The sequence below is a fragment of the Marinomonas ostreistagni genome, from assembly GCF_016461785.1.
Taxonomy (GTDB): domain Bacteria; phylum Pseudomonadota; class Gammaproteobacteria; order Pseudomonadales; family Marinomonadaceae; genus Marinomonas; species Marinomonas ostreistagni_A.
This window is the reverse complement of the sequence record NZ_JAEMUH010000024.1, coordinates 1-23071: the sequence shown is the minus strand read 5'-3', so window position 1 is coordinate 23071 and position 23071 is coordinate 1. Positions and strand designations below refer to the sequence as shown.

The window sequence follows — 23071 nt, the reverse complement described above, 5'->3', positions numbered from 1 at the left end:
CCTATCATTTTAATGAATGCATATCATGTTTATATCTTTCTAACAGCTCAGACATAAGCATGGGCTTCGCTAGCCCAAAACCTTGGAACAAATCACAGCTGCGTTTTTCAAGCCATTCAAATTGCTCTTCTGTTTCCACCCCCTCTGCAATGACCTCCATGCCAAGGTTATGCCCCAAACTTATGATGGATTCAGCCAAAGATTCGTTTTTAGACCCTTGTTCTATATTTGCAACAAAGGATTGGTCAATCTTCAACTGATCAATGGGTAAGCGATGTAAGTAGCTTAAAGATGAATAACCTGTTCCAAAGTCATCTAGAGAGATTAATACACCGAGTGCTTTAAGGGTACTCATCTTGGTAATGATATCTTGCTGGTCGTGCGCCAACATACTCTCAGTTAACTCAAGCTGAAGAGCTTCGGCTGGTGCATCGTATTCCTCTAAAATGGCTTGAACCTGCGCCACAAAATCTTCTTGAGAAAATTGCACCGCACTGACATTAACAGAAAGGATAAAGCCAGACATATCCGCATCATGATGCCATTCTGACAACCATTGGCAGGCCGTTCTCAAGACCCACTCACCTATAGGAAGAATCAAACGTGTTTCTTCTGCGATCGGGATAAACGTGGCAGGAGACACCATGCCTCGTTCGGGGTGACGCCAACGTAACAGTGCTTCAGCACCAACCATGCGCTTATTTGAATCCCACTGTGGTTGCACGTATAAAATCAGCTCATCATTGACAATCGCTTGTCGCAAGTCATTCTCTAGTTGCACTCGCTCCAATACACGTTCTTGCATATCAGATTGGTAAAAACAATGTCTTGAACGCCCTAAAGCTTTGGCCTCATACATGGCGAGTTCAGCCTGCTTGATCACGTCTAGTGGCTCAGAGCACTGCTCACCAAAGACCGCAACCCCAATACTTGCCGATACTTGATATTCCACATCATTAATGGATAAAGGGCGATCAAACTCGTGTTCTATTTTTTCTGCAACATGACTTGCTCGATAAATGGCTCTGTTTTCATTACGGGAGATATCTATAGGTTCCAACAGAATCAAAAATTCATCCCCGCCAAAACGAGCGACTAAATCCTGCTTATGTGTTGCTTCCGTAAGGCGCGCTGCGACTTGCTGCAATAGTTGGTCACCAATGTTGTGTCCCCACACATCGTTAACATCTTTAAAATGGTCTAGGTCTATAAACAACACAACACCTTGCCTCTGGCACATGCTGCTTTCATGTATAAAATAAGACATCTCTTCTAGCATCAGCGTTTTATTTGCTAGACGAGTCAGGCTGTCATAGTAATGTAGTTGTCTAATTTGACGTTCTGAGGCTTTGCGCTCAGAGATATCTTTAAATGTTGCAACGTAATGGCTAATTTGCCCTTTATAATCAAGCACTGTTGAAATGCTGAGCCATTCTGGGTAAATATCACCATCTTTCCGACGGTTCCAAACCTCTCCTTCCCAAGCACCTTTTCTATTAAGCTGCTCAAACATGGCTTCATAAAAGCTATTATCATGTCGACCAGATTGAAGAATAGCAGGCGTTTTACCAATAACTTCGGCCTCGCTATAACCTGATAAGGTTTGAAATGCTTTATTTACACGAATAATGCGATTGTGTTGGTCACTTATTAAGATACCATCTTGCGTTTCAAAGGCCGTGGCAGCAATACGTAGCTGTGTATCAGACTCTTGCCTAACGGTTACATCCCTCAATAACACCACAAAGTGACCTTGTTTGCCTTGTTCCCATTTTAACGGCTGAAACACCACTGACATTTCAAACCAATGAAGGGACTCATTACTTGTCTCCAAGCTAAACAAAGCACCGCGATGATTGAAAGTCTGCGACTGTTTGGCTTCTTTAAAAACATGCTCAAACACCTCAACCACAGATTGCGGCAGGTGCTTTTTGTATGATTCACCAATGGAAAAAAAAGCATTCAGATCAAATTCATAATTGGGCATTCGTGCATTGAGAACCAACCCATCACTACGGATTTCCAACAATGGATCAGGAATCGCCTGCAATGTACTCGTCAAGCGGCTATCAGATGCATGGGCTACTTCTGTTTGTTCCGTTAACAGAACTGTTAACAATTCTTTTTGTTCTTTTATGCGCAGTGCCATAAACACAAATCGAGCGACCACAACCGCGAGCGCAAAACAAATAATCCCATTTACAATAAATAAATGAGCCGGAAGCCATCCCTCTTCTGGTGCTAATGTCAGTTGCCAACGAACACCCGGCAATCTCATATCAACCTTTATTGGCTCAGAAAGCTCGGCCATTGGAGAGCTCGCAATCGTAACGGGCGTATCAAGGTCTACTCGATCGAGCTTATAGGCATAGCCCTGCTCAGTTAACTTTTCGAGCTGGGCGGTCTTTAATAATGCCTCGAGCCGAATAACAACATTACTAAACCCCCAAAACTGTTCAGCGCCCCCATCTCTGTCCTCTAACGTCACAGGGTAGCGGGCAACCAGTCCTTGCCCACCTTGAACAAGGTTAACAGGACCGGATAACAACAGTTTTTGCTGCTGCAATGTCATCCACGCATCAGTACCTTGCTCGATATCAGTAAGTTGATTAAAGCCTAGAGCCTGCTCATTCCCTTCAAGTGGATAGACTTGCTCAACGACCCCATTTGGCGACAAGGCAAAATGGTTAACCTCTGGATAAATACGATGCAGCGATTGCGCGACTTGTGGAAACCAGCGAGTAAAGCCACCAAACTCATGAATTAAAGCCGCAAGGGAATAGATACCTGACAGATTGTGGTCAAGCACACTACGTAACTGAGAAGCATAAGTATGCCCAATCGCTTCAGCTTGAGCCTTGTGAATGGCTTTGTGCTGACTCTGCCAAGCAAATGAGAGCGAAATACCAATCAAAAAAACAACGAAAAAAGTCATCGCACTTGCAATAAAGGTGCGTCGGCTCGTTTTGTTCTGAGGAGAATCACTCATGATGGATAATTGTCTCTAAGCCTGAAAAGAAATACTTATATAAACGTACTGCTAATAATAGCAGATTAGTAAACCACTCCTAACCGCAGAATCAAGGTATTTAGATTTATTAATATAACTTATAAAACGAAGGTTGAAAGAGATGCAAGTCATCATGCTATCCAACATCCGATTAAAGGCCACCTAATTTTATACTAGATGACCCTTACATTGACTTAACTTCGAACTGGAGGTGTGGAGGCAATCTTTGGTGATACTAACCACTCACGCCCTTTAAGCATTCCGTCCCAGTATACCCACGGCAAACTTTTCTCTTTCAACAACCAAGCTAAGTAAGAAGGTTTAGTGCCATCAATCAGCCAATTTGGAAAGCTTGGCTTAACTTTACCGCCGTATACAAACTCAGCTAAAACGATTTTGCCGCGCTCTACGGTCAATGGACAAGAGCCATAGCCGTCATACAACGCACGAGGCTGTTGCTGAACTAAAACGGATAATACATTTTCGGCTACAACAGGAGCCTGCGCTCTGGCCGCCGCAGCGGTTTTAGCATTAGGTGTGTTCGTGCCATCCCCTAAACCAAAAACGTTATTATATTTCTTATGTTGAAGCGTATCTGGATATACATCAACCCATCCTGCTTCGTCTGCGAGCGGACTATTCTTTATAAAATCCAATGCACATTGTGGTGGGCAGACATGAAGCATATCAAAGGTCTTTTCAATACACTCTTTTTCGCCAGCAGCGTTAGTGATCTCAAAGGTTGCGATTTGATTTTCACCGTCAACAGCAACTAGTGTTTGGCCAAGGTTTAACTCTATTCCATACTTCTCGATGTAGGACATTAATGCTGGCACGTAATCCGCCACACCGAATAGCACACCGCCAGCATTACAGAACTCTACGTCAATATCACCCAGCACCCCTTGACTTAACCATTCACTGCACGACAAATACATGGCTTTTTGTGGCGCGCCAGCACATTTTATAGGCATTGGTGGCTGCGTAAAAATCGCCTTCCCTTTCTTCAATTGTTGTACATTTTGCCAAGTATATGGAGCCGTTTCCCACTGATAATTCGAAGTAACACCATTTTTACCCAACGTTTCTTTGAGACCTGGAATCGCTTCCCAGTTTAGCTTGAGGCCTGGTGAGACCACTAACACATTGTAGGAAATGACTTTACCGTCAGCTAACGTGACACACTTTTCATCTGGCTGAAATGTTGCAGCAGCCACAGAGTAGTGTGTTACACCATCAGGAATCACTGAAGACATCGGGCGACGGGTTTGTGCTTGTTTAAACACGCCCCCACCCACTAAAGTCCAACCTGGCTGGTACGAATGTTCTTGCGCTGGATCGATCAGCGCGATACTTAAGTTTGCTCTGCGTTTTAACAAACTGGCTGCAACCGCTACACCTCCGGCACCAGCACCAACAATCACGACTTCATGTTGAAAGTTTTGCATCATTATTCTCCTTATTATTCTTGTACGCGATCAATGAGAGCAGTCATGTTGTAACCTGCGGTTTCACTCAATTGCAGCAAATCAGCACGAGTTTTGTGTTCTGGATTTGATAAGACCCATAACGAAAGGCTACGAGTGCCTGTTCGACAAAATGCTAGCGTTTTGCCTTGTTTAGGTAGAGACGCTTTAAATTCAGCTACCGATGCCTCACTGAATTGACCAGGAGTAATGGGTTGAAAGGTAAATGTCATGCCGTTCTGTTCAGCCGCCATTTGAATATCTTTACTCAATGGTTGGCCTTCAGCTTCCAGATCAGGACGATTACAGATTAAATGTGCCACCCCTGCTTTAGCCAGTGCAGGAATATCAGCCACTGTGATTTGTTCTGAAACATAAAAAGAGTCTGTAATAGGTTTCATTGAAGGCTCCGGTAAGGTCTCTCATATTTTTAGGTCAAATATACACCAAACAAATACTTTTAATTACTTTTTGATATATACTTATAACTTTATTAATCTACATATTAGAGCATTCCGCACCAGTTTCACAACTAGGACTACAAATCTTTTCAATCATTGGACCGCTCTCTAACACTTAGCGTGCATCCAAACATGCTTCCCTTTGTCACGATTTTTTGTATCTCTTTCATACTTAAATATCATAACAAGCTTGCTTCTACACATTTTAAATCTATATTAAACATATATATTTCAGATACTTATGAATAAATCCTTTTCTTTTGAATTGCGATTTTTTTCGACTACCTGTTGTTACTATAGCCACTCTAAAAAGAAACTATTCCCCTCTGATTTCATTTAGCGATAGGCTCAAAAAGTCATCACTAAAGTAAGAAAAGAGCCTTATGTCACACGCACCTTATGCCGATACACCCATTCACTCAGAAACAGTCTTTAACGCAATTACTGAAGCTGGAATTCCTTCCATGGCAAAAGCGGGCATTCGAGAGCTCGTCTCGCTGGTTAACAAAATTGAACAAGGTACAGGCGAACACTACATTCGAATGGAAATGGGTGTTCCAGGCCTTCCAGCCCCAGAAATAGGTATTGCAGCAGAAGCCGAAGCCTTACGTAATGGTGTTGGTTCTAAGTACCCGATGATTGAAGGCGTGCCTAGCTTAAAGCAGGAAATCAGTCGTTTCTGCAAACAGTTCCTAAACGTAAACATAACGCCTGAGACCTGCTTCCCTACTGTGGGTGCAGCTCAAGGTGCGCTTGCTATGTTTTTAGTCGGGAACCGCATTCGTGAGCAAGGCGGAACGTTATTTATTGACCCAGGTTTTCCTAATCAAAAACGCCAGCTAGCCATGATCAACCAAAGTTGGGGCAGTTTTGATGTGTATAATTACCGAGGAGAGGCCCTTCGTGACGCGCTAGAAGAGCACCTATCTACTGGTCAGTACACTACCTTACTGTATTCTAATCCGAACAACCCCGCTTGGATTTGTTTTGATCATCAAGAACTCCAAATCATTGCTGAAGTGACAAAAAAATACGATGTGATCGTAATCGAAGATTTAGCTTACTTCGGCATGGATTACCGTTCAGACTACTCTGTTCCTGGAGAAGCGCCTTATCAACCATCGATTGCGCACTACACAGATCAGTATGCGCTGCTAATCTCTAGCTCTAAAGTTTTCAGTTATGCGGGCCAACGCATTGGCAGCATGGTGATCTCAGAGGCCTTATTTAAGCGCAGCTTCCCAACACTTAAAGCAACACTGGGTAATGAGCAATTTGGTAAAGCCATGGTCTTTGGTGCGTTACACGGTTTGTCTTCAGGCGTAACGCATTCTACGCAATATGGTTTGGCTGCAATGTTGAAAGCGGCTAACGATGGCACACTTCCGTTCCTAAACATGACGAAAGTATATGAAGCCCGCGCCGCAAAAATGAAACAGCTCTTCGTCGAACACGGTTTTGAAATCGTCTATGACAACGACAATGGCGAGCCACTGAGTGATGGTTTTTACTTCACCTTTGCCTACCCAGATATGAGCGGTGATGAACTACTAACTGCACTGCTTTACCATGGCATTAGCGCTATTTCTTTGGCTAATACTGGTTCCAAGCAGATTAATGGAGCACGAGCTTGTGTCTCTCAAGTTCGCGACGAGCAACTTACAGACCTTGAGAATCGCTTAGCGGCTTTTCAAAAGCGGTTCCCTCGATAACACCAGATCGACCAAGGCTTCACTGACTCAGTGAAGCCTTTCTATACAATCCTCACTTTGAATAACGCAATAAACCACGACAAGTTGTCTGCTTTTCTGACAATTAAGCGAACAATGAACAGTTAACGTGAAGCAAGCGTGCAGTCATCCCATTTTGCTTGAAAACTCAATCCTTATCATCAAATCTAATAAACAACACGTTGCGAAACGTCTTCTCGACTTAACTAAGATTGGACGAATGAAAGGAGAGAACGATGCAAAACCAAACACAAGCAATTGAAACGAAACATGTCGCGGACATTATCAAAGTCATGAATGGTGGTATTGAATTCTACGAAAAAGCAAAACAGGAAGTAGACAGCCCTCGTGTAGAACGAATGTTTAACAAAATGATCGAGGCGAAAGAAGCCGCCGTCAGTGAATTACAACCTTTCGCGATTGCTGAGAAAGGCCATATTGAAGAAGGCTCTAATTTAGAGGTGGAAGCACGTCAGGCTTATACTAAATTGTTGGATAAAGTCACTAAAGCCTCCACCGAACATACTTACGTTGACCAACTAGAAGAGGTCGAAGACAAAGTCCTCGAAGAGCTCGATGAGGCACTCAAACTCGATCAACCTTCCGGCTGCGAGCGAGCTTTGCGTGCGGTCCAAGCTCGAATGCGAGAGTGTCATGATGAAATGAAAGCTCTGCAAATGACAACTCATTAAGGGCTTTTAGTTAGTGCTTTAGTGGAATCGCAAAAACGGCCTCTATCGAGGTCGTTTTTCTGTATCAAAATAGACATTCGACTAACAAAATACGATTCGCCATCTTCGATGCATTTTTGCCGCAAATACCCTGTAAAAATGTCTAAAATTCGCATGTTTCGCGCTAGTCACCAGAATACCTTTCTACTAGAATACCGCCTTTTCAACGATGGGGCTGACCGCCATGTTACAAACACCTTACTACCTCATTGATAAAGCGAAACTGCTAAAGAATTTAGAGAAGATCGCTTACGTGCGCAAACACTCCGGCGCAAAATCACTGTTGGCCTTGAAGTGCTTTGCTACTTGGTCGGTATTTGACCTCATGCAAGAGTACATGGATGGCACGACCTCTTCCTCTTTGTACGAAGTACGCCTAGGCAAAGAGAAATTTGCTGGCGAGACACACGCCTACAGTGTGGCGTATGCGGACAATGAAATTGAAGAAGTCCTGGCGCACAGCGACAAAATCATCTTCAACACCATCGGTCAATTTGAGCGCTTTAAAGAAGCGAGCCAAGACAAGACCCGTGGTCTGCGCGTGAACCCTCAAGTCAGCACCTCGGAGTTCATCATTGCTGATCCTGCTCGTCCATTTAGCCGCCTTGGCGAATGGGACCCGAAACGCATTGAAAGCGTGATCGATGACATCTCAGGCTTTATGTTCCACAACAACTGTGAGAACAATAATTTTGATCGTTTTGACGAAATGCTCACCTTGATCGAAGAACGCTTTGGCTACCTAATCGAAAAGATGCAGTGGATCAGCCTAGGTGGCGGTATTCACTTCACTGGTGAAGGCTACCCAATCGACCAATTCTGTGCACGCTTGAAAGCGTTCTCAGAGAAATACGGTGTCCAGGTTTACCTAGAACCAGGTGAAGCCTCGATCACAAAGAGCACTACCCTTGAGGTGACCGTATTGGACACCTTGTACAATGGCAAGAACTTAGCCATTGTCGACAGCTCAATCGAAGCCCATATGCTGGATCTTTTGATTTACCGTGAAAATGCTCGCATGACCCCATGTGATGGCGATCATGAATACATGATCTGTGGTAAATCTTGTCTGGCGGGCGATATCTTTGGCGAATTTAAATTCAACCATGAACTCAAAGTTGGTGATCGTATCTCCATTGAAGATGCGGCAGGCTACACCATGGTGAAGAAAAACTGGTTCAACGGCGTCAAAATGCCATCCATCGCGGTGAAACAATTAGACGGTACCATTGAACTGGTGCGCGAATTTGACTACGACGACTTTATGCACAACCTTTCCTAAGGCTGCATCATTTCAACACTGGAGATAGTAATACCATGAAAAAGAACGTACTGATTATCGGTGCCGGAGGGGTTGCACGCGTTGTGGCTCACAAATGCGCCCAACACAATGACACACTGGGCGATATCGCCATTGCCTCACGCAGCGTTGCGAAATGCGAAGATATCGTTGCCAGTGTCCACGAAAAAGGCGCTATGAAAGTTGAGGGCCGCATTCAGGCATATGCTCTTGACGCTCTAGATGTTGCCGCGACGGTTAAACTGATCAATGAAACCAACTCTGAGATCGTTATCAACGTGGGTTCTGCCTTCATCAACATGTCTGTTCTTGAAGCATGTATGGAAGCAGGCGTTGCTTACCTAGACACAGCGATCCACGAAGATCCAACGAAAATTTGTGAAACTCCACCATGGTACGCAAACTACGAATGGAAACGTCGTGAAGCCTGCAAAGAAAAAGGCATCACAGCGATTCTGGGTGTAGGTTTTGATCCAGGTGTGGTAAACGCCTACGCAGCCCTTGCGTACAATCACTACTTCGACAGCGTAAGTGACATCGACATCATCGATATCAACGCAGGTAGTCATGGCAAGTACTTCGCGACTAACTTCGACCCAGAAATCAACTTCCGTGAATTTACCGGTGTTGTGTACTCTTGGCAAAATCGCGAGTGGAACGTCAACAAAATGTTTGAAGTAAGCCGTACTGACGACCTACCTGTGGTAGGTAAGCAAACGTCTTACATGAGTGGTCACGACGAAGTGCACTCAATTTCACAAAACCTAGACGTACCAAACGTACGTTTCTGGATGGGCTTTGGTGAGCATTACATCAACGTTTTCACCGTATTGAAGAGCCTAGGTCTATTGTCAGAGCAGCCAGTTAAAACAGCTGAAGGTCTTGAAGTGGTACCACTTAAAGTAGTGAAAGCCGTTCTGCCTGATCCATCTTCTCTAGCACCAGATTACACAGGTAATACCTGTATCGGTGACAAAGTGAAAGGTATCAAAGACGGTGTAGAGAAAGAAGTTTTCATCTACAACGTTGCTGATCACAAAGACGCTTACAACGAAGTGGGCAGCCAAGGTATCTCTTACACAGCTGGCGTTCCACCGGTTGCAGCGGCGATCCTTGTTGCAAACGGCACTTGGGACTGCGCAGAAATGCGTAACGTTGAGCAACTAGACCCTCGCCCATTCCTAGGTCTACTGAACGAGATGGGTCTTCCAACTCGTATCCAAGACGAAGACGGCGACCGTCCTTTCGAATACAACGCATAATCTTTGTAAAAAAGAATAGCGTATTCGTCATCTTAAAAAGCCCAGCAGTTGCTGGGCTTTTTTATGTGTTTTTTTATGCGGGATAATGTCACCCGACCAATCAAGCTGTCACAAGTCCGCGGATATCTTCCTCGAAATACGCTAACGCGCGACGTTCAATCGCTCGAACGCCCTCTTGTTGTTGAGCCGTTAGATTGTGGTATTTTGACGCAGCGCCAAAGTCACCGAATAGAATATGTCCTGCTTGATTAATCAGTACATTATGGGCGTATAAATCCCCATGACTAACTTGCTTGCTTTCTAAGTGCGCAACCAGATCGCGCATTTGCGCAATGATGAAGTCAGCTTGCTCTGAACTAAATGCTTGCCCTTGGGTAAAGGTGTCACGAGTACACGTTTCTAAGCTCGGCGGCTGTCCTAGGTTGTAGTAGTCCGACGGAATCAGGTCCATCACTAAAGCAGCGTAATTTGGCTCGTGAATATGCGCCAACGGTTTCACTAAGTTCTCATGTCCTCCGACGGTTAAACAGGCGTCTAACTCATCTGCGGGGAAGCCGTCACTGGTCACTTCACCTTTAAACACCTTTACCGCTACTTGCTCAGCAAAACCGTGTACATTGTTCTGCCATGTGGCACGAGAAATCAGTCCAGATGCTCCCATTCCCAATACTTCGTGAAGCGAAACATCTGCAGAATGCACCTGAACAAACTCCAAGTGCTCATCTTGAGTGGGGCAAAACGGGTTACCCGAAAACGCCAGCCAAGCCAGTTTTGGTAGGTCAAGCAGCACATCTGGAAACTCGGCTAAAGCATTCGCTGAAATGCGCAGCAAGCCAAGATTTTTCAGCTGGGCAAATGAGTCTGGAAGCGCTGAAATTTGATTACCAGCTAAAGCACACTTCTCTAGTCGAGTCAGTGAGCCGATGCTTTCTGGCAATGATTTGATGGCATTATCCGTTAAAATGAGCCAACGAGTTTGTTTAGGCAAACACGTTTCCGATACTGTCTGAATCTGATTATGCTTAAAACCAATCATCTCTAGCTTAGGCATTTTTTCCAGCACATCGGGCACATGGGAAAAGCAGTTATTCGACGCAAACAAGATCTTCAGATTCGTCAGCCGCGTTAAATCTTCAGGAAGATCACTCAAGCGATTATTCGACAGGTCCAACACTTCTAAAGAGTCCGCCAGAGTAAATATCTCATCAGGAAAAACGCTTAAATCAGCACTCAGCTGTAGACGTTTGACGCCTTGTAATGCTCCATTACGTAGCTGTTCTAAAGTGTGCACGACTCTGATCACCCTTACTTGCGACTTAATAAATCGATAGTATGCCTGAATTTGGTCATGACATAAAAAGTAACTCAGACAACGCCTTGATTCTAACGTTTCACAACATATGTTGGTTAGCACACAGCTTAAGTGCTAGTAAGATAAGAAGAACATGCTGAATTGATTATCCTTGTAAAAGTGAATGTTCCCATCATTCGGCTATCTATCGTTTAACAAATCATTCACCTATAAAGAAATTCCGATATTAAGACATCAGTAGAGTAACAAAATTTACTTTATTAGTGATTTATCATGTTTCAGCTACACAATTGGCCCTTAATTTTGGTAAGGTCAATGAAAGAATTTTTTACTTTTACCGACTACTTTTTATAGCTTTTTGGAATATAAAAACGAATGATTTGGATTTTTAGCGCGCTCATTATCGGGTATACGTCAATCTATGCAGCATTCAGAGAGCTTAGTAGTGGTATAACAATCTCAACATTTTATCGAACATTGCGCGGAAGTATTGCCCTTGTTTCAGGCGTTAGTTGCACAGAATTAATTTTTCATAACATCTATTTTGATCACGAATCACACATTACCAATATTCTTCCCATACTTATTTGGTATGCGTCAGCTTTCGTAATGTCTTTTTTGGTTGTTTTTAGATTTAATTCTATTAGTAATGAACACTGCAATTTACTCAATATTCATAGCGCATTAGTGAGTTTACTTGTCATTACTTTAAACCTATCTACCCTCGAATCAGAAGGATTAAGCGCACTTACTGCTTTAAGATCTCCTATGTTCTGGCTATGGTCTATAATAACATTTTCAATCATTACCTTTGCGTTTTATGCTTGCAAGTTAGTTAGTAGAGTTTTGAAACGTCCCTCAATGCTTGATTACCGTTATTTCACTCGACCTATCATGCTGGTTTTCTGCATTATTATCATCCAAATTTTAAGTGATTATCTTTACTCACCGATGAGCACATATAAAAACTTAGAAAACCACTATTTAAATATCTCAAAAGAACAATTTTTAATCTCCATAATTATTATAAGCAGTCTAATATCAAGTTTCCTACTGGGCTCAAACTTCTACAGTCGCTATCTAGGGAGTGAGATAAAATATATTCAAGAGCTACACTACTCTAGACCCTCCAGCCACACATTTTGGCAAGCTTTTATTGCCTTACTAGCACTGAGTTTTTTAATTTTATCTCTCGTATTCTGGTTGCAATGGAGTGCTAGTTTAAAGCAAAGTCAACGCGTCTCTGAAGTGACCGTGCGTAATGCTATTATAGGGATTCATAAAGAAATCGAGCAGGTTGTTCACGATATACAGTCGGTCAAAAAGTCATTTCTTATTGACCCAAATGCGCTTATATACAGCACCAGTTATCGAGAAAAGTTCCAGAGTTTCTTTGAGGGCTACAGCCTTTCTTCAGAGCGTTATGACTACATATCAGTGCTTAATCATGAAGGAGATGAAGTCGCGCGACTTGATAATAATCGTTCTACTCCCATTTTTTCAGCTGGAAAACATTTTGGTGATATTGATTATACCCTTGAGAAAGGATTGGGAAGTTCACTCGAAAGAAATGAGTTTTTTGTATCACATGTGAGCTTGGCCCATATCAAAAATAAGCCGACAATGCCTCTAACTCCAATTTTGAAAGTTGGGGCCCCTATTTTCAATTCTGAAGATAAAAATATTGGCTTGCTCATATTCACTTATCGATTTGAGCGCATTGCTTCATTATTAAAGCAGTACTTCCCAAACAACAAAAATATCTTTCTTTTAAACGAAGCAAATAGAGTCTTACTTCATTTAGACAAAGAAGATCATTGGGATCACCTACTATCCTCTTCCAATTTTCGTTTCCTAGAACTAGAAAAGAGCACATTAGCTCAGGGAGAAGTTTATTCAGAGAAGCGTCAATCCCATATACTTTATAGTGCCGCCTTTCCGAAGAGCATCGAGCACTCACCTCACTCTTACATCCCTACTTGGCATCTGGCGATCAAAACCGATTACCCAAAGATATCTTTAACAGTTTGGGATCAAGTAATCATAATTTTTCTACTGACCAGTGCTTTCTTTCTAGCCAAGTTAATTAGTAGGTCGGTGCTAAGCGATATCACAAACAAGCGTAAGATCTCTGAGTTATTGAATGAAGTTGGCTATCAAAAACAAGCACTGGATGAGCATGCAATCGTCAGTATCACAGATCAAAGAGGTAATATTACTTACGTTAATGATAAGTTTTGTGAGATTTCAGGCTATGAACCAAGTGAGCTGATTGGAGAAAACCATCGTATTTTAAAATCAGATGAACACCCACCTGCCTTTTTTCGAACATTGTGGCGTACCATTTCCAGTGGGCAGATATGGTCTGGGGAAATTAAGAACTTCCGTAAAAATGGCAGTATTTATTGGGTGAATGCAACCATACTTCCTATCAAAGGTGTCACCGGAAAAGTCGAACGTTACATTGCCGTACGTACGGATATTACAGAATCTCGAGCTATGGCAACGATCCTAGAAAATGCCCTGAAAGATGCTCATCAAGCCTCAGAAGCGAAAAACCGCTTCTTAGCAAATATCAGCCATGAAATTCGAACACCAATGAACGCCATTATTGGTCTGACGGAAGCGTGCCTGATTTCACCAAATAAATCCAACCAACAAGAGCTGATGCAAAAGGTCAATACATCTGCCAACAGCTTGCTACGTATTATTAATGATATTTTAGATTTCTCCAAAATGGAGGCAGGTAAGCTGGATATAGAGGAAATTCCCTTTTCACTCGAACATGTTATTGATGAGCACGCTTTGATTCACCAAAGCGTCGCTAAGTCTAAACACATTCACTTACTCACAGGCATTGATAGCAATGTTCCCGAACATTTAATTGGAGACCCATTACGTATAGGGCAGGTCCTAAGTAATTTAGTCAGCAATGCACTTAAATTCACCAGCTCAGGAGAAGTCATTGTTTATGTAAAAGTCATCCATACTAAGGGAGAATTTGTTGAGTTAGAGTTTTCCGTGAATGATACAGGCAATGGGATGTCTGATGATCAGGTTGCCAAACTCTTCTCACCATTCAGTCAAGCAGACGTTTCTACAACACGAAAATTTGGTGGTACAGGCCTTGGGCTTTCCATATGTAAAAGCTTAGTAGAACTTATGGGCGGGCAAATTAGCGCCGAAAGCCAATTAAACAAAGGCAGTATTTTCCGTTTCACTCTCCCCTTAAAGGTCAATAAAAATGAGCCGGAAAATATCCCTAATAAGGTAAGAGGAGAGCTCGTTAAGTCTCGAATTTTACTGATTGATTTTGTTGGTATCAGTCGACAAAACTACATTCGCTATGCCAAAGCCTTTCAAATGCAGCTCGATGTTTGCAGTACTCACCTTGAAGCTAAAAAGCTGTTACAAAGCGATATCAATTACGACTACATCATTGTCGATAGCTATTACATTTCAAGTGAGTTAGAGGCTTTGCTAAGCTCTCTAAATCACATCGCAGCAGCCCAAAATTTATCAAGCCTTATTTTGGTTGATTATGAGGAGAACGATACTGGCTACCAAGCTTGGCACACTTCAGTTAAGTTGCTGTCGCCCCCCATTTCACAATCTTCGCTATTGGACTGCATGTCCTCTACCAACAGAGAAAGCCATAGTGCTTCCACATGGAATACACTGGAAAACGTGCAATCAATCAACATTGCAGATCCCAGTGCCTTAGCTCAAGTTAAAGTGTTAATTGTGGAAGACAATGAGATTAACCAATTAGTCATTAGCGAAATTTTTAAACAGTGGCTGATACCATTTGTTCTCGCCAATAATGGTCAAGAGGCTATCCATGCGGTTCAACAGGACCATTTTGATTTGATCTTAATGGACATTCAGATGCCTATTATGGACGGCTACGATGCCTGCAAAGAAATCAGAGCATTGGGTGAAAACTATAAAAACCTTCCGATTATTGCCCTTACCGCCAATACATCAGCACAAGATATTCAAAAAGCGATTAAGTCAGGAATGGATGACCATGTGTCCAAGCCGATCAATCGTCAGCAACTTCAAGATGTCATTTTGAAATACGTTAATTTGAATGGATCTCCAGTAAATACAGGTGCTCCAAATGAAATAACATCTGAAAAGCTCACACAACGGATGCTAAATGCGCTTCCAAATGTTGATGTTCAAGGCTCTTTAAATCGATTGGGCGTAGAACCACAATTCTACTTAAAACTTTTAAGCTCTTTTAGTTTGACGGCAACCACTAATATAGAGAAAGCCCGAAACGCTATTTTAGAAGATAGCCAAGAAGAGCTGTCACATATTTTTCATACATTAAAAGGCGTGGCAGGGAACTTGGGGGCGACAAGCCTATATAAACAGGCACAAACACTGGAGCAAGATACTATATCTGGACAGTTTACACAGGAAGCTTTTGAGACGTTTGCCCAAGAGGCGATGGCGATATGCAAGACTATTGCTTTCCTATGTACGTCTGAAGATACATCAGAAAACAACCTAAGTACGAGTACATCAACACCTCATACTTTAAGCCTTTCGTCCTGCCAAGATTTATTAGCTTTGGTCGATGCCTTTGACACTAAGGCTAATGGCAGTGTCCGTGCTTTAGTCAATGCACAAGCAGGTACAGATATTCATAAAGACCTCGCTCAAGTTGAATCACTGTTGAACCGATATGACTTTGATGAAGCGGCTAACGTTCTTCGCAAAATAATGGATACGCTACTATGACTCTGCTTACGCCTAAAACACAATCTACTATATTGGTCATTGATGACATTGCTGAAAATATTGATGTCATCAGTAATATCCTCAACGACGAATATGAAATTAAAGCCGCAAATCAGGGCATATTAGCATTCAAAATTCTTGAGCGATTTAATGTCGATCTTATTTTGCTCGACATCATGATGCCTGATATGGATGGCTATGAAGTATGCCAGCGCATCAAAGACAATCCCAAGCTGTGTCACATACCTATTATTTTTCTAACTGCAATGAACAGTCAGGAGGATGAGCAACGTGGCTTTGATTTAGGAGCAGCTGATTTTATTGCTAAACCTTTTAGTGCAGCCATTTTAAAAGCTCGTGTTTCATCTCAATTGAAACTTGCAAACTATGCTAAAGACTTAGCAAAACAAGTCCATGAAAGGACACAAGAGCTTGCTGTCAGTCGTCTAGAAATTATTGAATGCCTCGCCCTTGCTTCGGAGTTCCGAGATAACGAAACGGGAAATCATGTGATAAGAGTTGGCGAATATTGTCGCCTTATTGCTTCAAAAATGGGCCTAGCCAAAAATACATGTGACCTTATCGCCTTAACCGCGCCATTGCATGACATAGGTAAGATTGCGATACCAGATAATATTTTATTAAAACCAGGTCGTTTAACCGAAGAAGAATTTAAAGTTATGCAAAGCCATACAGAAGCGGGCGCACAAATTCTTGAAGGCAGCCAATCAGACCTTCTCCAAGCGGCTAGAACGATCGCCATTAGCCACCATGAGAAATGGGATGGAAGTGGCTATCCAAAAGGCCTGAAAGGCGAAGAAATCCCTTTGTACGGCCGTATTGTCGCCCTGTGCGACGTATATGATGCACTGTCTTCCATTCGCCCCTATAAAGATGCTTGGAGCAAAGAGCAGGTAGAAGCCTACATAAACGAGCTCAGCGGCAGTCAGTTTGATCCAACGCTGGTAGAACACTTTAATCATGTCAAAGACGATTTCTATCAGATTCTACAAGAACATAAAGACGAACCACCAAGTGCCTAGAAGCATTTGGTGGTTCGTCTCCGGTTTGCGTGTGACATAGACATTCTTCTTAACAAGAAAAATGCCCCAACGAAGGGGCATTTAGAAAACTCTTAGCAATATGTGTTATTGAATGGATTTGATCCAAGCAAACAGTTCATCTAGATCATAATCGCCACTGTGCGGGACATCCCACGGTAAAAAGTAGTCCACATCATGCCCCGTGTTCTCAAGCTTTGCAGCAAGGATGGCTGAAATCGCTAAGGAAGTATCTCGATCCTTTGTGCCCACACGAATGCGCCAATGTTCTGCCGTTTGAGCGTCTGAGGTGCCGATGTAATTCATTGTGTTCATTAATTTAACGGTGCTCTCACTTACTCGCTTACCAGACATAGTGCTATGTTGAACTGAGAATTCAGTGAAGTGCTGGTTATCTATCAATGCATTACCAAATAGATTGTTTTCGCCAGCACTTAAATCCAGCGCATCAAACGCAGGTGGCAGCTTCTGACGTTCTGCATAACTGCGGTATTTATCCCAATCAATGGCTGTGACACGCCCTTGGTCAATGGTGACGAACTCAAGGCCAGATAAATCCTGACCTTTTTCTAATGCGTTTTGAGCTGACGCTTGGATGTAAGCCACTACTGCATCTTTAAATGAGCCATTACCGTCTTGGTCCAACGTTAAAGGATAGCCTGAAGAATCTTTCAGACCTAGACTGTTAACATATTCAGGGAACAAGGGTTTCAGCTGATCAGACACCTGTTGCTCTTCCTTCGTTAATGTCCCCGCAACCAACTCGCGTTTCACTTGGTAGTCCAACATCGAGATGTTCATTTTCTGGTAATCATTGTAACCATTGAACTGCCACTCATACGCCATGTCCGCATGCTCTAAGTTGGTAATCGGACAATAAGCAGAGACAGCCCAAATCGCATCTGAGCCCGGCGCAGCTCCCAATGCAGCTAAGTAGGTATCGTAATCGGTGCTATCAGCACTTGCTCCCAATAAAGCAGATAAGGCGCCACCAGCACTGGTGCCATTTGAGACGATCTTATTTGCGTCACCCGGCATCGCGGCATCATTGTAATGCAAATATCGCACGGCCGCTTTTAAGTCGACAATGGCAGCAGGTGCTTTCCCAGCCCATCGCCCATCAGCCGTTTGATTCGTTCGCCCCCTTGCCGCAGGAGCCGCCACAACTAGCCCTTTAGACAATGCTACCAGCGCAGAATTGGCTTGCCCCGTGCGATCATTTGTCCCGACCACCATGGCTTTACCCGGCATGTAACCACCTACCTGATTAGGTAAGAAAATGGGAGCGGTCTCTGCCTGATAACCTTGAATGCTGCCACCCTGAAAATACGCTTCGGGGATGTAAATGTTCATCACTTGATAGTCACTGACAACCGGCTTGATCACATATGGAATGCTTTCATACGCTCGGTACTGGATCGACTGTCCAGCATATTCAATGGTCTTACTTTCGTAATGATCGGAGTTGAATTCTAGCCCCATGACATCCGCCTGTACGCCATTACTGAGAATCAATGCTGCGCTACTGCAGCAAGTTAAAATAAGCGCTTTCATCGTTCGTTGACCTGATCAATTTAACCAATTGATCATAGCAAACTCACTTTGCGAATAAGCGGCATCATAAGTAAAGCTAAGTAAACCTTGCGAGCTCGATGCTATGTACTGAGTTATCGATACAAAAAAGCCTCTGAAAAGAGGCTATTTCGCTGCATTACAGAGCATTACCGTTAAGCAAACAGTGATTTAAGGGTCATCAAATGCTGCTGTTTACTCTTGCTATCCAGCCAACTACCTTCAAAGGCGTTGCAGGCTAAGGCGTATAACTCATCTTTGCTGATCCCTGTATCCTTTACTAACGCAGCAAAGTTATCATTCATATAACCACCAAAATACGCTGGGTCATCCGAGTTCACGGTTGCATTTAAGCCATAACGCAGCATGGTGCGAATTGGGTGGTCCTCTAACGTATCCACCACACAAAGCTTAAGGTTCGATAATGGGCAAACCGTTAGAGTCAGACCTTTGTGTTTAATGGTGGCGATCAGGTCTTCGTCTTCTAACGCTCGATTACCATGATCAATGCGATCCACACCGATCACATCCAGCGCTTGCCAAACATATTCTGGTGGACCTTCTTCTCCAGCGTGCGCTGTCACAGGCAAACCGAGTGCCTTACACTCGCGGAACACATTTTCAAACTTCACCGGCGGATGACCCACTTCTGAGCTGTCCAACCCAACACCATCGATCCACTCTAAATACGGTTTAGCAAGCTCCAAGGTTTCAAACGCACTGGCTTCATCTAGGTGTCGTAAGAACGACATGATCAGTTTGAATGTGATACCTAAATCACGTTCGGCATCTTTCAGTGCGCCATAGATGCCCTTGATTTGTGTTTCAAAGCTTATACCGCGGCTCAAGTGCCCTTGTGGGTCAAAGAAAATCTCCACGTGCACCACATTGTCTTCGTGAACACGCTTTAGGTACGCCATGGTTAAATCGTAAAAATCCTGCTCTTTAAGCAGTACCGACATACCTTGGTAATACAGATCCAAGAAGTCCTGCAGGTTCTCGAATTGGTAGGCTTCTTTTAACTCTTCCACTGAGTTGTACTTCAGCGCAACTTGGTTACGTTGGGCGATGGCGAACATTTGCTCTGGCTCGAACGTGCCTTCGATATGCAAATGCAGCTCCGCCTTTGGCATCTTCATTGCCAAGTCTAATAATGCTTCAGAGCTGGTCATGTCTCTCCCCTCACTTAATGCTTTTCTCAATGGAAAGCCGTCACTTGTTACTATCTACTTCCTAAAAATTAGCAACGGATCACTATTTTGGAAACTTAACTGTTTGGTTAACTTGTTATTTTAAAGCAAAAAGCTTGCCGTGAAAGCAAATAAAAAGCCGAACAGCTTTCACTGCTCGGCTTTGGGAACTTTTTGACCATATAAAGTCAGCTGCTTAGATCAGCTCTCTACATTTACATCTGAAACAAAAAGTTCTTAATCAGATCGCGGCCGCCTTCGGTGGCGAAGGACTCTGGGTGGAACTGAATGCCTTGGATCGGGTAGTCCTTGTGGCGCACGCCCATGATTTCGTAATCACCGCCTTGGTGAATTACAGCATGGTTATCAAAGTCTTCGACTTTTAGATCGCCTACGACCGCGCTCACTTCCAAACACTCTGGCAAGCTCTCTGGCTCCGCCATCAAAGAGTGGTAGCGCATAATCTCTAATTGATCCGGAATATCGTGGAAGATGCCTTCACAGTTATGGCTGATTGGGCTGACTTTACCGTGCATGGGCACATGAGCTTTCACTACGTTGCCACCAAACACATGACAAATGCCCTGCATGCCCAAGCACACGCCCATCAATGGAGTGGTTTTGCCCAGCTCTCGAATCACCTCTGCACAAACGCCAAAGTAAGCCTCGTCATCAGGTGAACCTGGTCCTGGGGAGATAATAATGCGATCCGGTTGCAACGCTTCAATATCTGCCAAACTCACTTCATTGTTACGCTTCACCATGACATCAAACTTTTCTAGCTCACCTTTGCTCTGCGCCGCCATCAGGATTTCACCGATGTATTGGTACAGGTTGTACGTGAACGAGTCGTAGTTATCGATAATTAACACTTTCATCTGCTAAGCCCTTACTGCGCGGGTGCGAATTGATCTAGCACGCGCTTGGTGCCAGCAAATTTACGTTGAATTTCTTCGTACTCGCCTTCGGCATTGGAGTCATAGACATTACCGCCACAGGTTTGTACATAAGCCTTATTCCCCTTCGCAAACACAGTACGAATCGGAATGGCGAAGTTACAGTCACCGTTAAACGAGAACTGCCCAACCGCGCCACCGTAAGGACCACGGCCATCGCCTTCCATATCGTCGATGATCTTCATGGCTTCGATTTTCGGTGCACCGGTTAGCGTTCCTGCTGGAAAGTTGCTCGCTAATGCGGAGAACATATCCTGATCGTCGGCGATAATGCCCACAATCTCACTGGAAATATGCTGCACGTGACTGAAGCGTTTAATGTCCATCAAAGAACGAACTTTGACCGTACCAAAGCGCGCTACACGACCGATATCATTACGGTGCAGATCGACGATCATATTGTGCTCGGCGATCTCTTTAGGATCGTTCAACAAAGCACGGGCCAGCGCCACATCTTCTTTTTCATCGACACCACGTTTTGCTGTACCTGCTAGCGGGAAGGTTTCCATTTCCCCTTGGCGTAAACGGAACAGCAACTCAGGGCTCGCGCCAATAACCTTTTGCTCACCAAATTTAATGTAATACATCTGTGGCGATGGATTCACTTCGCGCATCTGCTCATAGATGCCAATGGTGTCGCCATCCAGATCAAACCACTTTTTAAAGCCCACTTCGGTTTGGAAAATCTTACCGTCGACGATGTCCTGCTTCACTTTCGCTACCGCTTGCGCGTGCTCTTCACGACTCATAGATTCACCCGCTGGGGTGACGACCAATGGGCCATTTTCTGGAACAGGGGCTTTTAGCAAGGTTTGTACTAACTTAGAACGGTCTTCGTCATAATAGAAGTAGAAAACCTGTCCGGTCATTTTGTCCAAGATCAAGCCATCTTTGTACAAACCAAAGCGGAACCCGTCGAACATATCACTGGTCTGTAGATTGAGCGTTGGTTCAAAGTAGTTCATCGCATCGTAGCCGATGTAGCCCGTTAGACCGCCAGCATAGCCACGAGAAATGATGTTTTGCGGCACAATACTGCGCAGTAAGTAATATGGGTTGTCTGACTCGTAAGATGCTGTTTCACCATCACGCTCTTGGATAAACAGAGTATTGCCTTCTGCCCACAGCAATTTCTCAGGGTCAAAACCGATGATGGAGTGGCGCGAGATATAACTCTCTTCACCTAAGGATTCCAACATAAAGCAGTTGGCAAATTGCTTTTCGACTTTCTTAAACATGCCGAAAAAGTCACAGTTCGAGCTGATGGTCACGTATTTAGGCTTACGTGGCAGCTCGATGCGTGGCGGAAGATTACTCATGATCTTTTAATTCCTTTAATGCGCGGGAACCACGAGTTACGGTCGCAATCCCCACACCTAGCTGTTTGGCAATTTCGCGTTGTGACACGCCTTCTTCGAGCAGTGCAAAAATCTGTAAGCGGCGTTGCATCTCGCTGATCTCATTGGGCGTTAGCAAAGCGTTTAACTTCTGTGCCATAGCCTCAGCATCGGGAGTGTCTAACAAGTAATGAATCAAATTCTGCACAAAGGCGTACCTTGATGTATCAATGTACTAGTACAGTATATTTTTATGGGCGTTTGTTCAAGAGTCAATCCATGATGGTTCGTAATTAAGTTGGTAACTGCTTTAAATAGGTTGGAAACCTTAATTAAGTTAGTGAGTATAAATAATTGTCATTTTTTATAGGAAAAGCATCCATGGAAAGTTCTGAGATCGAACTCCTATGGTCGCGCTTTACAGATACTGTTAAAGAAGTGCCTATTGAACTAGTGAGGATTCAGTTATTAAGAGCTGAATCCTGACGTGTAGATTTAAGCTCAATTTATCACAGCAAAAGATGCCACATGATCCTTAAATTAAGCATTAGAAATCTGTGCGAGCTCTTCTTTTAACTTAGCATTGTCGTGGTGATCTTCGAAGAAACGAGTAAAGGCTTCAGCTTGCTCTTTGCGAGGAGGCTCTAATGTATTAATCATGTTTCGAATAAGATCAAAATCCAGACCTATATCTTCATCCGATATAGCATCTATATGTACCAACACTTTATCTACCGTCGACTCTTCAATAAGAAAATTCAGAATTTCCATAAAAGCTCTTTGTTCTTTATAACCATCTTTCATAAAGGCAATTGCATCATGAATCGACGTTTTCGCCATACCCTTACCCTGTGTGATCAGCACCAGTTCAGCTTTGTTTGATAAAGCAATAACCACTAGGGTTTGAAGAACAACTTCGCCGCTATCTTTA

16 protein-coding genes are annotated in these 23071 nt (G+C 43.4%); 6 read left to right on the top strand and 10 right to left on the bottom strand.

Annotated features, from left to right (window positions below; translation table 11 throughout):
* Window positions 1-4: 4 nt before the first annotated feature.
* From JHD44_RS18245 to JHD44_RS18830, 3 genes are all read right to left on the bottom strand, one after another.
* Window positions 5-2989, bottom strand: a complete 2985-nt coding sequence (locus tag JHD44_RS18245; protein WP_199464155.1) for an EAL domain-containing protein — start codon at window positions 2987-2989, stop codon at window positions 5-7.
* 215 nt (window positions 2990-3204) lie between these two features.
* Window positions 3205-4458 carry an NAD(P)/FAD-dependent oxidoreductase gene (locus JHD44_RS18240; protein WP_233402316.1) on the bottom strand — a complete coding sequence of 418 codons (1254 nt, stop codon included), beginning with the start codon at window positions 4456-4458 and terminating at the stop codon, window positions 3205-3207.
* A 14-nt stretch (window positions 4459-4472) separates the two neighbouring features.
* Window positions 4473-4877 carry a TIGR01244 family sulfur transferase gene (locus JHD44_RS18830; RefSeq protein ID WP_233402314.1) on the bottom strand — a complete coding sequence of 135 codons (405 nt, stop codon included), beginning with the start codon at window positions 4875-4877 and terminating at the stop codon, window positions 4473-4475.
* A 443-nt stretch (window positions 4878-5320) separates the two neighbouring features.
* Between JHD44_RS18830 and JHD44_RS18235 the strand changes: the two genes are divergently transcribed.
* From JHD44_RS18235 to JHD44_RS18220, 4 genes are all read left to right on the top strand, one after another.
* Window positions 5321-6649, top strand: coding sequence for an aminotransferase class I/II-fold pyridoxal phosphate-dependent enzyme (locus JHD44_RS18235; RefSeq protein ID WP_199464154.1), 1329 nt, complete (start codon window positions 5321-5323; stop codon window positions 6647-6649).
* Window positions 6650-6903: 254 nt separating this feature from the next.
* Entirely contained in the window at window positions 6904-7359 is a 456-nt protein-coding gene (locus tag JHD44_RS18230; RefSeq protein WP_199464153.1) for a PA2169 family four-helix-bundle protein, read from the top strand.
* Between the two features lie 223 nt (window positions 7360-7582).
* On the top strand, window positions 7583-8680 hold the full coding sequence (gene nspC, locus JHD44_RS18225; RefSeq protein ID WP_199464152.1) for a carboxynorspermidine decarboxylase: 1098 nt from the start codon (window positions 7583-7585) through the stop codon (window positions 8678-8680).
* Between the two features lie 35 nt (window positions 8681-8715).
* Window positions 8716-9960, top strand: coding sequence for a saccharopine dehydrogenase family protein (locus tag JHD44_RS18220; RefSeq protein ID WP_199464151.1), 1245 nt, complete (start codon window positions 8716-8718; stop codon window positions 9958-9960).
* 100 nt (window positions 9961-10060) lie between these two features.
* Here JHD44_RS18220 and JHD44_RS18215 read toward each other — a convergent pair whose 3' ends face one another.
* Entirely contained in the window at window positions 10061-11251 is a 1191-nt protein-coding gene (locus tag JHD44_RS18215; protein WP_199464150.1) for a leucine-rich repeat-containing protein kinase family protein, read from the bottom strand.
* A gap of 396 nt (window positions 11252-11647) precedes the next feature.
* Here JHD44_RS18215 and JHD44_RS18210 point away from each other — a divergent pair, with 396 nt between their 5' ends.
* Both JHD44_RS18210 and JHD44_RS18205 read left to right on the top strand, forming a co-directional pair.
* Window positions 11648-16024 (top strand): hybrid sensor histidine kinase/response regulator, encoded by a 4377-nt coding sequence (locus JHD44_RS18210; protein WP_199464149.1) that lies wholly within the window; start codon window positions 11648-11650, stop codon window positions 16022-16024.
* Window positions 16021-17067: an HD-GYP domain-containing protein gene (locus tag JHD44_RS18205; protein WP_199464148.1), complete on the top strand. Its 1047-nt coding sequence runs from the start codon at window positions 16021-16023 to the stop codon at window positions 17065-17067. Before JHD44_RS18210 ends, JHD44_RS18205 begins: the two co-directional genes overlap by 4 nt.
* A 105-nt stretch (window positions 17068-17172) precedes the next feature.
* Here the strand turns inward: JHD44_RS18205 and JHD44_RS18200 are convergent, their stop codons facing one another.
* The 6 genes from JHD44_RS18200 to JHD44_RS18175 form a co-directional block, all read right to left on the bottom strand.
* Entirely contained in the window at window positions 17173-18639 is a 1467-nt protein-coding gene (locus JHD44_RS18200; protein WP_199464147.1) for a subtype B tannase, read from the bottom strand.
* Window positions 18640-18812: 173 nt separating this feature from the next.
* Window positions 18813-19829, bottom strand: a complete 1017-nt coding sequence (locus JHD44_RS18195) for an adenosine deaminase (protein ID WP_199464146.1) — start codon at window positions 19827-19829, stop codon at window positions 18813-18815.
* Between the two features lie 233 nt (window positions 19830-20062).
* Window positions 20063-20725 (bottom strand): anthranilate synthase component II, encoded by a 663-nt coding sequence (locus JHD44_RS18190; protein WP_199464145.1) that lies wholly within the window; start codon window positions 20723-20725, stop codon window positions 20063-20065.
* Window positions 20726-20736: 11 nt separating this feature from the next.
* Entirely contained in the window at window positions 20737-22122 is a 1386-nt protein-coding gene (locus JHD44_RS18185; protein ID WP_199464144.1) for an anthranilate synthase component I family protein, read from the bottom strand.
* Window positions 22115-22348: a Trp family transcriptional regulator gene (locus JHD44_RS18180; protein ID WP_199464143.1), complete on the bottom strand. Its 234-nt coding sequence runs from the start codon at window positions 22346-22348 to the stop codon at window positions 22115-22117. Before JHD44_RS18180 ends, JHD44_RS18185 begins: the two co-directional genes overlap by 8 nt.
* Window positions 22349-22680: 332 nt before the next feature.
* Window positions 22681-23071: hypothetical protein (locus tag JHD44_RS18175; RefSeq protein ID WP_199464142.1), on the bottom strand; the 391-nt coding region annotated here is incomplete at its 5' end.

Excerpts from the sequence above, each read along its gene's own strand:
- JHD44_RS18205 (WP_199464148.1), top strand. The coding sequence starts at position 16,021 with ATGACTCTGCTTACGCCTAAAACACAATCTACTATATTGGTCATTGAT.
- JHD44_RS18230 (WP_199464153.1), top strand. The coding sequence starts at position 6,904 with ATGCAAAACCAAACACAAGCAATTGAAACGAAACATGTCGCGGACATT.
- JHD44_RS18190 (WP_199464145.1), bottom strand. The coding sequence starts at position 20,725 with ATGAAAGTGTTAATTATCGATAACTACGACTCGTTCACGTACAACCTG.
- JHD44_RS18185 (WP_199464144.1), bottom strand. The coding sequence starts at position 22,122 with ATGAGTAATCTTCCGCCACGCATCGAGCTGCCACGTAAGCCTAAATAC.
- JHD44_RS18240 (WP_233402316.1), bottom strand. The coding sequence starts at position 4,458 with ATGCAAAACTTTCAACATGAAGTCGTGATTGTTGGTGCTGGTGCCGGA.
- JHD44_RS18830 (WP_233402314.1), bottom strand. The coding sequence starts at position 4,877 with ATGAAACCTATTACAGACTCTTTTTATGTTTCAGAACAAATCACAGTG.
- JHD44_RS18245 (WP_199464155.1), bottom strand. The coding sequence starts at position 2,989 with ATGAGTGATTCTCCTCAGAACAAAACGAGCCGACGCACCTTTATTGCA.
- JHD44_RS18220 (WP_199464151.1), top strand. The coding sequence starts at position 8,716 with ATGAAAAAGAACGTACTGATTATCGGTGCCGGAGGGGTTGCACGCGTT.
- nspC (WP_199464152.1), top strand. The coding sequence starts at position 7,583 with ATGTTACAAACACCTTACTACCTCATTGATAAAGCGAAACTGCTAAAG.
- JHD44_RS18235 (WP_199464154.1), top strand. The coding sequence starts at position 5,321 with ATGTCACACGCACCTTATGCCGATACACCCATTCACTCAGAAACAGTC.
- JHD44_RS18195 (WP_199464146.1), bottom strand. The coding sequence starts at position 19,829 with ATGACCAGCTCTGAAGCATTATTAGACTTGGCAATGAAGATGCCAAAG.
- JHD44_RS18210 (WP_199464149.1), top strand. The coding sequence starts at position 11,648 with ATGATTTGGATTTTTAGCGCGCTCATTATCGGGTATACGTCAATCTAT.
- JHD44_RS18200 (WP_199464147.1), bottom strand. The coding sequence starts at position 18,639 with ATGAAAGCGCTTATTTTAACTTGCTGCAGTAGCGCAGCATTGATTCTC.